Annotated in this window: 12 protein-coding genes; 5 read left to right on the forward strand and 7 right to left on the reverse strand. The window is 69.2% G+C overall.

Features of this window, described 5'->3' with window-relative positions:
- The 3 genes from Q8M82_RS18030 to Q8M82_RS18040 all read right to left on the reverse strand — a co-directional run.
- Positions 1 to 229, reverse strand: a 229-nt coding sequence (locus Q8M82_RS18030) for a hypothetical protein (RefSeq protein WP_305692692.1), incomplete at its 3' end; no start/stop codon positions are given.
- 81 nt (positions 230 to 310) lie between these two features.
- The gene (locus Q8M82_RS18035; RefSeq protein ID WP_305692693.1) at positions 311 to 1,723 is read right to left on the reverse strand and encodes an amidase; all 1,413 of its coding nucleotides are present in this window, start codon (positions 1,721 to 1,723) and stop codon (positions 311 to 313) included.
- A 5-nt stretch (positions 1,724 to 1,728) separates the two neighbouring features.
- Positions 1,729 to 3,306, reverse strand: coding sequence for an ABC transporter substrate-binding protein (locus tag Q8M82_RS18040; protein ID WP_305692694.1), 1,578 nt, complete (start codon positions 3,304 to 3,306; stop codon positions 1,729 to 1,731).
- A 346-nt stretch (positions 3,307 to 3,652) separates the two neighbouring features.
- Here Q8M82_RS18040 and dxs point away from each other — a divergent pair, with 346 nt between their 5' ends.
- Positions 3,653 to 5,566 carry a 1-deoxy-D-xylulose-5-phosphate synthase gene (gene dxs / locus Q8M82_RS18045; RefSeq protein WP_305692695.1) on the forward strand — a complete coding sequence of 638 codons (1,914 nt, stop codon included), beginning with the start codon at positions 3,653 to 3,655 and terminating at the stop codon, positions 5,564 to 5,566.
- 21 nt (positions 5,567 to 5,587) lie between these two features.
- Entirely contained in the window at positions 5,588 to 6,316 is a 729-nt protein-coding gene (locus Q8M82_RS18050) for a TlyA family RNA methyltransferase (RefSeq protein WP_305692696.1), read from the forward strand.
- Here the strand turns inward: Q8M82_RS18050 and Q8M82_RS18055 are convergent, their stop codons facing one another.
- Positions 6,317 to 6,823: a hypothetical protein gene (locus Q8M82_RS18055; protein WP_305692697.1), complete on the reverse strand. Its 507-nt coding sequence runs from the start codon at positions 6,821 to 6,823 to the stop codon at positions 6,317 to 6,319.
- Between the two features lie 82 nt (positions 6,824 to 6,905).
- On the opposite strand from Q8M82_RS18055, the gene Q8M82_RS18060 reads away from it, so the two are divergent.
- Complete coding sequence (locus Q8M82_RS18060; protein ID WP_305692698.1) at positions 6,906 to 7,673, forward strand: SOS response-associated peptidase; 768 nt, start codon at positions 6,906 to 6,908, stop codon at positions 7,671 to 7,673.
- Positions 7,674 to 7,727: 54 nt separating this feature from the next.
- Here the strand turns inward: Q8M82_RS18060 and Q8M82_RS18065 are convergent, their stop codons facing one another.
- Both Q8M82_RS18065 and Q8M82_RS18070 read right to left on the reverse strand, forming a co-directional pair.
- Positions 7,728 to 9,116 carry an FAD-binding oxidoreductase gene (locus Q8M82_RS18065; RefSeq protein ID WP_305692702.1) on the reverse strand — a complete coding sequence of 463 codons (1,389 nt, stop codon included), beginning with the start codon at positions 9,114 to 9,116 and terminating at the stop codon, positions 7,728 to 7,730.
- A 39-nt stretch (positions 9,117 to 9,155) separates the two neighbouring features.
- The gene (locus Q8M82_RS18070) at positions 9,156 to 10,409 is read right to left on the reverse strand and encodes a class I SAM-dependent RNA methyltransferase (protein ID WP_305692703.1); all 1,254 of its coding nucleotides are present in this window, start codon (positions 10,407 to 10,409) and stop codon (positions 9,156 to 9,158) included.
- Positions 10,410 to 10,542: 133 nt separating this feature from the next.
- On the opposite strand from Q8M82_RS18070, the gene Q8M82_RS18075 reads away from it, so the two are divergent.
- Positions 10,543 to 11,589, forward strand: coding sequence for a cysteine synthase A (locus tag Q8M82_RS18075; RefSeq protein ID WP_305692699.1), 1,047 nt, complete (start codon positions 10,543 to 10,545; stop codon positions 11,587 to 11,589).
- A 7-nt stretch (positions 11,590 to 11,596) separates the two neighbouring features.
- Positions 11,597 to 12,100: an MOSC domain-containing protein gene (locus tag Q8M82_RS18080; RefSeq protein ID WP_305692700.1), complete on the forward strand. Its 504-nt coding sequence runs from the start codon at positions 11,597 to 11,599 to the stop codon at positions 12,098 to 12,100.
- Positions 12,101 to 12,119: 19 nt separating this feature from the next.
- Here Q8M82_RS18080 and Q8M82_RS18085 read toward each other — a convergent pair whose 3' ends face one another.
- Positions 12,120 to 13,049 carry a lipid kinase gene (locus Q8M82_RS18085; protein ID WP_305692701.1) on the reverse strand — a complete coding sequence of 310 codons (930 nt, stop codon included), beginning with the start codon at positions 13,047 to 13,049 and terminating at the stop codon, positions 12,120 to 12,122.
- Between the last annotated feature and the right edge of the window lie 96 nt (positions 13,050 to 13,145).

Consider the following 13,145-nt stretch of genomic DNA (forward strand, 5'->3'; position numbering starts at 1 on the left):
TCCCGCCGAAGCGGATGAGATCGCGCGGGGCGAGCCTGTCGGAGAACACGCCGGCCGGGAGCGAAACCAGCAGCCAGGCCGCCGATTGGGCCGCGACCAGCAGGCCGATGAGGCGCGGGCTGGCGCCACCTTGTGTTGCCGCCAGCGTGATCGTGTCGAGCGCCAGCCGGTCGGCGAACTGGGCCATGGTGCCGGCAAGCAGCAGGATCGGGAAGGCGGTGGGCGTCACGGGGGAACTCCTGCCGAAAAGGTCGGCAGGTGATGTCAGCCAGTGGCGGCTCGTCCCACCCGTTTCCTGTCGAGGCCGCTGTCAGGCCACCATCGGCGGCACAGCGAGGTGGTGCTCCGTCGCCTGCTGGAAGGCAAAGCCGATGCGCAGCGCCATCGCCTCCTGATAGCTCAGGCAGGAGATCTGCAGCGAGAGCGGCAGGCCCGACGCGGTGAAGCCGTTGGGCAGCGACAAACCGCACATCTCCATGACATTGCCGAAACGCGTGAAGCGCGACGGCATGACATCCTGATCGACCGCAGCGAGCGGGATCGCCGGGGTGGCGGTGCTCGGGGTCAGCAGCGCGTCGATATCGGCCATCGCCGCGGCCAGGTCGCGCTTGGCCTGGGCCTGGAAGGCTTTCGTGGCGAGATAGTCCTGCGCCGTCAGCCCCGCTCCGGCGAGAAAGCGGGCGCGCACCGCCGGATCGAGCGGCAGGGCCGCATCCTGCGCTATGGCACCGCCGTTGAAGAAGGCCTCGGCCATGACGATGCCGCTCGTCATGGTGAAGTGCTCGAGCGGCCAGGGCAGGTCGATGTCGACAATCTCGGCGCCGAGGCTGGCCAGCGTCGTCAGCGAGCGATCATAGGCGGCGAGCACCTCCGCGTCGCAACCGGCGCGGTCGCGCTGCGGCATGCGGGCGAGGCGCAGGCCGCGCACGCCGCGCCTGAGCGTCGGCATCGGGCTCTCGGGGATGACGCCGCGGGTGTTGGGGTCGGCGACGTCCGGCCCCTGCAGAATGTCATAGAGCAGCGCGCAATCCTCGACGCTGCGCGCCATCGGGCCGGGCGTGTCGAGCGACGCGGAGAGCGGAATGATGCCAGCGACCGGGATGCGCCCGATCGTGACCTTCAGCCCGGTCAGGCCGCAGAAAGCCGCCGGAAGCCTGACCGAGCCGCCCGTGTCGGTGCCGATCGCCCAGGGGGCGAGCCGCGCTGCGACGGCGACGCCGGAGCCGCTGGAGGAGCCACCCGGCGTGTGCGGCACGGCCTCGTCCCAGGGGTTCCAGGGCGTGCCCATATGTTCGTTGGTGCCCCAGCCGCCATAGGCGAACTCGACGGTGTGAGTCTTGCCGAGCACGATCATGCCCTGCGCGAACATCCGCTTCGCGATGGTCGCTGTCACGGTCGAGCGGCGCCCGCGCCAATGGGCCGAGCCGCCCGTGGTGATGCGCCCCTCGAGGTCGATCAGATCCTTCAGCGCGACGGGCACACCATGCAGGGGCCCCACGGCATGGCCGGCGCGGATCGCCCTCTCCGCCGCCTCCGCCGCCAGCCGCGCATCCTCGGCATAGACGTCGACGAAGGCGTGCAGCTTGGGGTCGAGCCGCGCGATCCGGGCCAGCAGCGCCTCGACAACGTCGACAGGCGAGAGCCGCCGCGCCGCGATCTCCCGCGCCAGGACATGGGCCGGCCAAAAAGTCGGGTCCGTGCTGCTGCGGGAGGTGCCATCCATGAGCATCACTGCAGGCTGATGCGGGTCAGATCGATGAACCAGGATTGCGGGGAGACAAAGCCCTGGACCTTTTTCGACATGGCGCGCGGGTTGAGATCGTGGACAACGTACAGCCAGGGCGGGTCGTCCACCAACCGCTCATGCGCGAGCGCGGTCTGCTCCTGGATGACGCGGGGATCGCTCGCCGCCGCGAGCCTGGCGAGCGCCGCCTCGAAGGCGGCATCCTGCCATTGCGGGAAGTTGAAGCCGTTGGGCGGGGCGCTTGCGGCGCCGAAATAGCGCGCCATCACGCTCGGATCGGTCGAGGGGCCCGCAATGTTCAGCGCAAGCGCGCCGCCCAGCGAGGGTTGGTCCGGCTGGGCTCGCATGCTGTTGAGCAGCACCTGCCATTCCGAGACGTTGAACTCGATCCCGATGCCGCAGGCCTCCTTCATGCTGGCCTGGAGGAACTCGTTCATCGGCAGCGGCGCCATCTGGCCGGAGCCGGAGGTCGAAATCATGACCTTGAAGCTCAGCGGCTTCTGCGGGCCGAAACCCGCCTCGGCTAGCAGCGCCTTGGCCTTAGCGGGGTCGAAACGGTAGCGGTGGGCGGGCTTGCCGAAGGCGGCGTCGCTCGCCTTGAGCCAGCCTGTCGCCGGCTCGGCCGTGCCATTGAGCAGGGCGACGATGCCGTCCCGGTCGACGCAGTAATTCAGGGCCTGGCGGACGCGGACATCCTTGAGCGGACTGTCGGTCGCACCGATGTTGAACAGCCAGGGCCAGACATGCGGGTAGGAGCCCGTCGTGATGACGAAACCGGCCTGCCGCAGCGACGGAATGCCGTCGGTCGGCGGGGCCTCGATCCAGTCCACCTGCCCGGTCCGCAGCGCGGCGAGGCGCGCATTCGCTTCGGGAATCGGCAGCAGCACGACCCTGTCGAGCTTTGCCTTGCCGGCGGCGTCCCAGTAGCCATCATGGCGCACCAGTTCGATGCGCTCGCGTGGGACCACGCTGGCGATCTTGAACGGGCCGGTGCCGGCGGAGGGCAGCAGCGCCGTCCTGGCCCAGTCGCGCCCGGCGGTCTCGAAGGAGGCGGGCGAGCTCAGTAGGGCCAGCGAGACCATGTAGGGGAAGTAGGAGGCGGCTGTACGCGTGGTGATCGCCACGGTGGAGGCGTCGATCTTGCGGTAGCCGGTCATGATCGGCGCCCGCGCCCGCACGATCGCGGCGGCCGGCGCCTCGAACTGGGGCGCATCCTTGTTGAAATAGCGCTCGAAATTCCAGATCACCGCATCGGCATCGAAGGGCGTGCCGTCATGGAAGGTGACGCCGCGGCGCAGATGGAAGATCCAGGTCTTGGGGTCGTCGGGCGCCTGCTCCCAGCGCTCGGCCAGCCCGGGCCGCAGCGGCGCGAGGCGATCCGTGGTCGTCAGATCCCACAGAACGAGACTTTCGAAGACGGGATAGCCGAGGAAGCGCATGCCCTCGAAGCCGTTATTGGGCAGGCCCGTCGCGGTGGGGATGTCGGAGGCGGTCATGGCGATCCGCAGCGTGCCCTGGGCCCCCGCAGGCACGGCCAGACCGGCCGAAATCAGGCCAGCCATCACAGCCAGCTTGATCGCGCCGCTGACGCGACGTGCAACCCGTTTCGCATCATTCCGCCGCATCGCTTCCCCCCGGACCCCGCGTGCTCCGGCTGCCGTTGGAGCAAGTTGCAGGCCACCGCACAAGCCGATTCGCGGTGCCGGATGCGGCCGAAGGCAGGCTGTCCATAACCTTATGGTAAAGGAATGCTCTACGCGCCGGGATCTCGGCGATGGCAGGACCTTGGCGATCGCGGGATCTGGGCGATGGCAGGACCTCGGCGATCGACGGCATGAGCGGGCGCGCGCCTGCTCCGCGACCTTGCCGCCCTTGTGCCACCCCGGCGGGATGCGATAGACCCGGCGTGTGACCCAGCGCCCTCACACGCCGATCCTCGACCGCGTCGCCACGCCCGAGGACCTCCGCAAGCTCCCCGATGCCGATCTTCGCCAGCTCGCCGAAGAGCTGCGGCAGGAGACGATCAGTGCCGTCTCGGTGACGGGTGGCCATCTCGGGGCCGGCCTCGGCGTGGTCGAACTGACGGTGGCGTTGCACCATGTCTTCGACACGCCGCGCGACCGGCTGATCTGGGATGTCGGCCACCAAGCCTATCCGCACAAGATCCTGACCGGGCGGCGAGACCGCATCCGCACGCTGCGCCAGCCCGGCGGGCTCTCCGGCTTCACCCGCCGGTCCGAGAGCGAATACGACCCGTTCGGAGCCGCGCATTCCTCGACCTCGATCTCGGCCGGCCTCGGCATGGCGGTCGCCCGCGACCTTTCCCGCGGCAGCAACAATGTCGTGGCCGTGATCGGTGACGGGGCGATGTCGGCCGGCATGGCTTATGAGGCGATGAACAACGCCGGCGCGCTCGGCTCGCGCCTCGTCGTCATCCTCAACGACAATGACATGTCGATCGCCCCGCCCGTCGGTGCGATGTCGGCCTATCTCGCCCGCCTCGTCTCGGGGCGGACCTATCGTTCGCTGCGCGAGATCGGCAAGCACCTGGCCGAGCGGCTGCCGCGCTTCTTCCACGAGAAGGCCAAGCGCACGGAGGAGTTCGCCCGGGGATTCTTCACCGGCGGCACGCTGTTCGAGGAACTGGGCTTCTACTATGTCGGCCCGATCGACGGCCATAATCTCGACCATCTGCTGCCGGTGCTGCGCAATGTGCGCGACTCGCAGACGGGTCCGATCCTCGTCCATGTCGTGACCCAGAAGGGCAAGGGCTACGCCCCCGCCGAGGCCAGCGCCGACAAATATCACGGCGTGGTCAAGTTCGATCCGGTCACCGGCCAGCAGGCCAAGGCGCCCGCCAACGCACCCAGCTACACAGCCGTCTTCGGCAATGCGCTGATCAAGGCTGCGCGTGAGGACGAGAAGATCGTCGCCGTGACGGCGGCGATGCCGTCCGGCACCGGCATCGACGCCTTCGGCAAGGAGTTCCCGGCGCGCACCTTCGATGTCGGCATCGCCGAGCAGCATGCGGTGACCTTCGCCGCAGGGCTCGCGACGGAGGGCTACAAGCCCTTCTGCGCGATCTATTCCACCTTCCTGCAGCGCGCCTACGACCAAGTCGTGCACGACGTCGCCATCCAGAGACTGCCGGTGCGCTTCGCGCTGGACCGCGCCGGACTGGTGGGCGCCGACGGCGCGACCCATGCGGGGGCCTTCGACATCGCCTATCTCGCCTGCCTACCGGAGATGGTCGTCATGGCCGCGGCCGACGAGGCGGAGCTGACCCATATGGTCGCGACCGCCGCCGCCTTCGACGAGGGGCCGATCGCCTTCCGCTATCCGCGCGGCGAGGGCGTGGGGGTCGACATCCCCGATATCGGCGTGCCGCTCGAGATCGGCCGCGGGCGCGTCATGCGCGAAGGTTCTCAGGTCGCGCTGCTCTCGCTCGGGACGCGTCTCGCCGAGTGCCTGCTGGCCGCCGAGCAACTCGGCCAGCGCGGGCTTTCGACGACGGTCGCCGATGCGCGCTTCGCCAAGCCGCTCGACGAGGCGCTGATCCTGCGGCTCGCCCGCGAACACGAGATCCTCGTGACCGTCGAGGAAGGCTCCGTCGGCGGCTTCGGCGCGCATGTGCTGCATCTGCTCGCACGCAGCGGCGCGCTCGACCGCGGCCTCAAGGTGCGGACGCTGACCTTGCCGGACCTCTATCAGGAGCACGACAAGCCCGAGGCGATGTATGCCGCCGCCGGTCTCGACGCGGCCGGCATCGTCCGCACGGTCGAGGGCGCGCTCGGGGTGCCGAGCGCGATCAGGCGGGCCTGAGCCTCCCCGAAAGGGTGCTGCATGAAGCTCCGCGCCGACCAGTTGCTCGTCGAACACGGGCTGTGCGAGAGCCGCGCTCGCGCCCAGGCCGCCATCGCGGCCGGCCTCGTGATCGCCGATGGTCATCCTGTCCGCAAAGCGTCCCAGATGCTCGCGCAGACGGCTGTGTTGAGCGCGCAGGCGCCGCATCCTTACGTCTCGCGAGGCGGGCTGAAGCTCGCCGAGGCGCTGGATCTCTTCGGCTACGACCCTGCCGGACGTATCTGCCTCGATGTCGGCGCCTCGACCGGAGGCTTCACCGACCTCCTGCTGAAGCGCGGTGCGCGACATGTCGTCTCCGTCGATGTCGGGCGGGACCAGTTGCATGCCTCGCTGCGGGGCGATCCGCGCGTCACGAGCCTGGAAGCCTGCGACATCCGAAGCCTGACGACGGCCGACCTTCCCGAAGCGCCGACGCTCGCTGCGATCGATGTCAGCTTCATCTCGCTGCGGCTGGTTCTGCCCGCTGTCGCGGCGCTACTGGCACCGAGCGCGCAGATCGCGGCGCTGATCAAACCGCAGTTCGAGGCGGGGCGCGCGGCCCTGAAGAAGGGCATCGTGCGCGACGAGGCCATCCACGATGCGGTCTGCGCCGATGTGGCGATCCTGTTCGGCGAGCTCGGCTTTACGGTGCGGGCGCCTATCCCCTCCCCGATCGAGGGTGGCGACGGCAACCGGGAATTCCTGATCGGCGGTGAGCGCGCCGGCTGATCAGACCCGAAACAGGGCGTCGACCTCGGCCTGCAGCACGCGGCTCTCGACCGCAGCGATGTCGATCGTGCCGTTGGCGTTGATGAAATGGGTGGCGCGGCCGATCTGCCGCCGCAACGCATCGCCGGCCACCTCGGCGATGGTTGCCGCATCGAGCCCTTCCTGCCGGTCGGCCAGCAGCGCGGTCGCCGTCGTCACAAGTCGCGTCATCGCCAGGCAGAGATTCTCGAACCCCTCTCGGCGCGCGGGCGCAAGGGCGTCATAGGCTGCCAGCGCCGACGGCGCACAGCGCAGGGGCGAGGTCGCGAAATGGCCGCAATAGCTGACCGCGCGCCAGGCCTGGAGGTCCGGCAGAATGTCGGGATCGTCGGCCGCCATCCCGATCAGCATGAGGGCTTCGGCGTAACGATTGAGAAAGTCGGTCGAGAGGCGCGGCCCCCCGGGTGCTTCGCCGCCCCCGCCATCGCCTCCACCAGCCAGCGCCTTGATCGCGGAGACGGTCATCATGAACCCCAAACCGCCGGGACTATGCTGCGCCAAACCCAAACAAAGTATTGATCGCGCCGGCCGGGAGGGCCACATCGGAGGCATGTGCGGTCGCTATGCCATCACCCTGCCGCCGACGGCGATGCGCTCGCTGTTCGGCTATCCCGAGCAGCCGAACTTTCCACCGCGCTACAACATCGCGCCGACGCAGCCGGTGCCTGTCGTGCGTCAGCACGAGGGCAACAGCCAGTTCATGCTGATGCGCTGGGGCTTCATTCCCGGCTGGGTCAAGGACCCCAAGGACTTCCCGCTCGTGATCAACATTCGCAGCGAGAGCGCCGCGACCAAGCCCTCCTTCCGCGCGGTGCTGACACGGCGTCGCTGCCTGATGCCCGCCGACGGCTTCTACGAATGGCACCGCCTAGGCCAGGGCCGGCAGGCGGAAAACAGGGCCTATCTGTTCCGGCGGCCCGACCGCGGGCTCTTTGCCTTCGCGGCGCTGTGGGAGACCTGGCATTCGCAGGACGGTTCGGAGATCGACACCGTCGCGCTCGTCAACGGCCCCGCAAACGGGTTGATGTCAGCGATCCATGATCGCTGCCCGGTGATCCTCGCTCCGCGCGATTTCGACGCCTGGCTCGATCCTGCGACAGAGGCCCAGACCTACAGCGCGCTGCTGCGGCCGCCGCCCGAGGATCTGCTGGACATGGTGCGGATCGGCAGCGCCGTGAACAAGGTCGCGAATGACGGGCCGGAGGTGCAGGCGCCGTTCGATCCGGCAGTGGAGCCGGCGGCCATGGCGCCGACCGTCACCGCCCGGGCCAAACCGGCGGCGCGAGCCCGCGACGACGGTCAGGGCAGCCTGTTCTGACGCAGGCTGCCGGCTCCAACAGTCGGGGCGCTTTCCCGCCCGAACTGTTGGAACTCACATCGCCAGCACAGCGCCGGGGTTGAGGATGCCGTGGGGGTCGAGCGTCGCCTTCAGCGTCTTCATCAGGGCGAGTTCGACCGGGTCCTTGACGCCGGGCAGGAGGTCGCGCTTGAGGCGGCCGATGCCATGCTCGGCCGAGATCGAGCCGTGCATCTCGCTGACGATGGCGTGGACGGCCGTGTTCATCTCTTCCCAGCGCGCGATGAAGCCGGCCTTGTCGGCGCCCACAGGCTGGCTGACGTTGAAGTGGATGTTGCCGTCGCCCATATGGCCGAAGGGCAGCGGGCGGCAGCCCGGCACCATCGCCGTGACCGCTTGCGAGGCGCGGGCGATGAAGCCCGGCACCGCATGCAGCGGCACCGAGACGTCGTGCTTGATCGAGCCGCCCTCATAGGCCTGCACCTCGGAGAGCATCTCGCGCAGCTTCCAGAAATCGGCGCGCTGGGCGAGTGAGCCGGCGAGCGCGGCGTCGGTGACCAGCCCGTTCTCCAGCGCCTCGCCGAGGAAGGCCTCCACCGCCTCGTCGAGCCCGCTCGCCGATTGAGCCGAGACCTCCATCAGCACATACCAGGGCGAGGGCGCCGAGAGCGGATCGCGCGCGCCGGCGGCATGGCGCAGGACGAAATCGACGCCGAGCCGCGACATCAGTTCGAAGGTGGTGAGCGTGCCGCCGGCGCCGGCCTTGGCCGCGTTGAGCAGCGAAAGCGCCGCGTCAGGGTCGGGCACGGCGAGAAAGGCGGTGGCGCGCGCCGCGGGCTGCGGAAACAGCTTCAGCACGGCGGCGGTGATGATGCCGAGCGTGCCCTCGGCGCCGATGAAGAGGTTCTTCAGATCATAGCCGGTGTTGTCCTTGCGGAGCTGGCGCAGGCCGTTCCAGATCCGCCCGTCGGCGAGGACGACCTCGAGGCCCATGCAGAGCTCGCGGGCATTGCCATAGGCGAGCACGGCGGTGCCGCCGGCATTGGTCGAGAGGTTGCCGCCGATCGTGCAGGAGCCTTCCGAGGCGAGCGAGAGCGGGAAAAGGCGCCCGGCCGCCTCCCCCGCTTCCTGCGCCTTCTGCAGCGTCAGGCCCGCTTCCACCGTCATCGTATCGCTGTCGGTGTCGATGCTGCGGATGCGGTCCATGCGCTGCAGCGAGAGCACGATTTCGCGGCCCTCGGCGATCGGGATCTGGCCGCCGACCAGACCGGTGTTGCCGCCCTGCGGCACGAGGCGCGTGCCGGTGCGGGCGGCGAGCTTCACGAGTTCGGCCACCTCCTGGGTCGAGCCCGGCCGCACGATCGCCTGTGCCTTGCCGCGGAACAGATCCCGCCATTCCTTGAGATAAGGCACCATCGCGTCGGCATCGGTGACGATGTTCTTCGCGCCGACGATCGCGGCCATGTCGTCGAGGATGGATGCGCTCACGGATGCCTCCGGGTCTCAGCTCTTCTTGGCGCGCCGGAACACGCCGACGAGCTCGATATGGGCGGAATAGCGGAACTGGTCGACCGGCGTCACACCCTCCAGCGCATATCCGCCCGCGATCAGGATCGCGGCGTCGCGCGCGAAGCTGCCGGCGTCGCAGGAGACGTAGATCACGGTCGGGGTCTTCGCCGCCGCCAGCCGCCGCGCTTGGGCCTCGGCGCCGGCGCGCGGCGGGTCGAGGATGACGGCGTCGAAGCCGTTCAACTCGTGCTCCAGCAGCGGGCGGCGGAAGAGGTCGCGCACTTCGCTCGCGATCGGCTTCAGACCCTGTGTCGTACTCGCGGCGCGGGTGAGAGCCAGGATCGCGGCCTTGTCGCTTTCGACGGCCAGCACCTGCGTGCGCTCGGCGAGGCGGAACGAAATCGGCCCGCAGCCGGCGAAGAGATCGGCGACGCGCTTGGCCTTGGCGGGCAATGCAGCGAGCACCAGGGCGCCGATCGCCTCCTCGCCCGCCATTGTGGCCTGGAGGAAGCCGCCGGGTGCCGGTGCGACCATCGCCTTGCCCATGCGCTGCTGCGGCGGGCGGCGCTCGACGACGATCTCGCCATGCATGGAGAGCCGCGCCAGATCGAGCCGCTCGGCGGCTTCCGTCAGGGAGAGCCGGAGCTTCTCGCCGGCTGGGCCATGGCCACGAATGTCGATGTCGAGCCCGGCCTCGGAGGCGGTGATCTGGATGTCGAGCGGCTTGTTCGAGCCGCCGAGCCGGTTGGCGACGAGCTGGGCCGCGGCCGGGGCGCGCGCCAGCCCCGGCGCCAGCACCGGGCAAGCCGGCACGGCAACGAGATCATGGCTGCGCGCGACCATGAAGCCGACGAGCATGCCGGGGCCTTCGCGCCTTGCATGGAAGGTGACGCGGCGACGGCCGGCACCATGCGCGTCGACGATGTCCGCGATGGGCGCGGCGATGCCCGCCCGCTCCAGCGTGGTCTCGACCTGCCGCCGCTTCCAGGTGCAGTACAGGCTTTCCGACATGTGCTGGGCGGCGCAGCCGCCGCAGCGGGTGAAGAGCGGGCAGATCGGCGCGATGCGCGATTCGGCGGGTGTGATGATCTCGGCGAGCTGGGCGCGGTCGCCGTCGCGCACCGCGCGCACCGTCTCGCCGGGCAGGGCATAGGGCACGAAGACATCGCCAGAGGAGGTCCGCGCGATGCCGTCACCGCGCAAGCCCAGGCGGTCGACGGAGAGGATCTCGTTCATCGCGAGCGTCATCGGGGGCAAGATATTCTCCGGCGTCGGCCGTCGCCGATCGCCCTGTTTCGTTCGGGGGCCTTAGCGGTGCGAGGCTGTCGACCCGTCCGCCGCTTTCGCCTATCAGGTTGGGAGCAAACAGGGAAATCCGGATATGGCGAGCCGCGACGGCGTCATCGAAGCGATCGGCAACACGCCTCTGATCAGGCTGAAGCGGGCCTCGGAGCAGACCGGCTGCACCATCCTCGGCAAGGCCGAGTTCATGAATCCCGGCCAGTCGGTCAAGGACCGCGCGGCGCTCGCCATCATCCGCGATGCCGAGGCGAAGGGGCTGCTGCGGCCCGGCGGGGTGGTCGTGGAGGGCACGGCCGGCAACACCGGCATCGGCATCGCGCTCGTCGGCAACGCGCTGGGCTACCGCTCCGTGATCGTGATCCCGGAGACGCAGAGCCAGGAGAAGAAGGACATGCTACGGCTGGCCGGCGCGACGCTGGTCGAGGTTCCGGCGGTCGGCTACGTCAACCCCAACAACTACGTGAAGGTCTCGGGCCGGCTGGCCGCGGAACTCGCGAAAACTGAGGCCAACGGCGCGATCTGGGCCAACCAGTTCGACAACATCGCCAATCGCCAGGGCCATATCGAGACGACCGGCCCCGAGATCTGGGCACAGACCGAGGGCAAGGTCGATGGCTTCATCTGCGCGGTCGGCACCGGCGGCACGCTGGCGGGCACCGGCATCGCGCTGAAGCGCTTCAACCCGAAGATCACCATCGGTCTGGCCGATCCGATGGGCGCGGCGCTGCATGCCTTCTACACGACCGGCGAACTGAAGTCGGAAGGCTCCTCGATCACCGAGGGCATCGGCCAGGGCCGCATCACCGCCAATCTGGTCGATGCGCCGATCGACGTCTCCTTCCAGATTCCCGACACGGAGGCGATCCCGATCGTCTTCGACCTGCTCGAGCATGAAGGGCTGTGCCTGGGTGGCTCGTCGGGCGTCAATGTCGCGGGCGCGATCCGGCTCGCCCGGCAACTCGGCCCCGGCCACACCATCGTGACGATCCTGTGCGACTACGGCACGCGCTATCAGTCGAAGCTGTTCAACCCGGAGTTCCTGCGCTCCAAGGGCCTGCCGGTGCCGGGCTGGCTGGAGCGGGACGCCGGCGCGCTGAAGGAGACGGTTGCGCGTGTGATGGCTTGAGCCGGCGATGCCGCTCGATCCCGCCTCGCCGCTCGCACGCCTGCTCGACGCGCCGCTGCGGCCCGGGCGGATCGTCTGGATCGGCCTGCGCCCGGCGCGTCGGGCGCCCCTCTTGGTGGTTGAATCCGCGCGGCTCGATCCGGCCCAGGGGCTGATCGGCGACCATTACAGCAGCCGCACCGGCGGCGCCCGCCACGTCACGCTCATCCAGGCCGAGCATCTGGCCGCCATCGCCTCGCATCTCGGCCGCGATGCCCTCCCGCCCGAATGTCTCCGGCGCAACATCGTCGTCGCGGGGATCAACCTCGCGGCCCTCAAGGGCCGCCGTTTCAGGCTCGGCACGGTGCTGCTGGAGGCGACCGGCGAGTGCCACCCGTGCTCGCGGATGGAGGAGATTCTGGGCTCCGGCGGCTACAACGCGGTCCGGGGCCATGGCGGCATCACGGCGCGGGTGATCGCGGATGGCGAGGTCGTTGTCGGCGACGCAGTGGAGCGCCTGCCAGCGTCATGAAGCGGGAACGATACCGCCGTCAGCGATGATACATCCGCCCCGGAAGGGCCGGACGCTCAGGGCCGGCCGGCGGCGCGAAGATCGCGACTGCCTTCGGATGGACCTTGAACAGAGCCGGCGTCGCCGTGACGATCTCGCCATCCGCATTGATCGGCATGGCTTTTCGCGTCTCGATCGTGAACTCGGTGCATTTGGCGGTACGCACCTCCTGCCAGGCGCCATGGGTGCCCGAGCGGAAGGAGCGCAACATCAGGGCGAGCTTCCAGACGTTCTTGAGTTCGAGGCTGTAGAGATCGAGCGAGCCGTCGTCGATCTCGGCATCCTGCTCGATCACGTTGCCGCCGCCGTAATGGCGCCCGTTACCGATCGCGATCTGGTAGGTCTCGACCCGGGTCGCACGCCCCTTCTCGAGGATCGTCGCGCCGAAGACCGACGCCCGCGTGAGCACCTTCAACGCCGCCAGGGCGTATCCGACGCGGCCGAAACGCTTCTTGAGTTCGGGATCGAGTCCCTGAGCCAGTTCGCTGCTCAGCCCGATGCTCGCGACGTTGAAGAAGGCGTGGCCGTTGACGGTGCCGACATCGACGAGCCGGGTCGCGCCGGCGGCGATGATGCCCGCCGCCTCGGCCGGCTCCGACGGCAGGTCGAGCGTCCGGGCCAGATCGTTGGCCGTCCCCATCGGAATGATGCCGAGCGGCAGGCCGCTCTCCATTACGGCGAGCGCCGAGGACGAGACGGACCCGTCGCCGCCGCAGACGATCACCAGATCCGCCGTCTCCCGCAGCCGCACGACGTCGCGCGCGATCTCGGGCAGGTGCTCGAAGGTCTCGATGGTGGTCGTGATTCCGCCCTCGTCCAGCCGCTGCAGCACGGGATCGATGGATTCCGCGCCGCGTCGCGACTTCGGATTGCGCAGCAGCAGGGCCCGACGTTTGGTGGTTTCGGTCATTCCTGTCGCTCGCCCTGTTCGCTCAGCCTGGCCGGGTTGCGGAAGTGGGCGGGCGGCAGCGGATTTTCAACCGGCACGGCACCGCCCCAGGCCGGC

This window comes from Allobosea sp. (assembly GCF_030694325.1).
Taxonomy (GTDB): domain Bacteria; phylum Pseudomonadota; class Alphaproteobacteria; order Rhizobiales; family Beijerinckiaceae; genus Allobosea.

Excerpts from the sequence above, each read along its gene's own strand:
- Q8M82_RS18080 (WP_305692700.1), top strand. The coding sequence starts at position 11,597 with ATGCCGCTCGATCCCGCCTCGCCGCTCGCACGCCTGCTCGACGCGCCG.
- Q8M82_RS18050 (WP_305692696.1), top strand. The coding sequence starts at position 5,588 with ATGAAGCTCCGCGCCGACCAGTTGCTCGTCGAACACGGGCTGTGCGAG.
- Q8M82_RS18060 (WP_305692698.1), top strand. The coding sequence starts at position 6,906 with ATGTGCGGTCGCTATGCCATCACCCTGCCGCCGACGGCGATGCGCTCG.
- Q8M82_RS18085 (WP_305692701.1), bottom strand. The coding sequence starts at position 13,049 with ATGACCGAAACCACCAAACGTCGGGCCCTGCTGCTGCGCAATCCGAAG.
- Q8M82_RS18035 (WP_305692693.1), bottom strand. The coding sequence starts at position 1,723 with ATGGATGGCACCTCCCGCAGCAGCACGGACCCGACTTTTTGGCCGGCC.
- Q8M82_RS18055 (WP_305692697.1), bottom strand. The coding sequence starts at position 6,823 with ATGATGACCGTCTCCGCGATCAAGGCGCTGGCTGGTGGAGGCGATGGC.
- Q8M82_RS18070 (WP_305692703.1), bottom strand. The coding sequence starts at position 10,409 with ATGACGCTCGCGATGAACGAGATCCTCTCCGTCGACCGCCTGGGCTTG.
- Q8M82_RS18040 (WP_305692694.1), bottom strand. The coding sequence starts at position 3,306 with ATGGCTGGCCTGATTTCGGCCGGTCTGGCCGTGCCTGCGGGGGCCCAG.
- Q8M82_RS18065 (WP_305692702.1), bottom strand. The coding sequence starts at position 9,116 with ATGGCCGCGATCGTCGGCGCGAAGAACATCGTCACCGATGCCGACGCG.
- Q8M82_RS18075 (WP_305692699.1), top strand. The coding sequence starts at position 10,543 with ATGGCGAGCCGCGACGGCGTCATCGAAGCGATCGGCAACACGCCTCTG.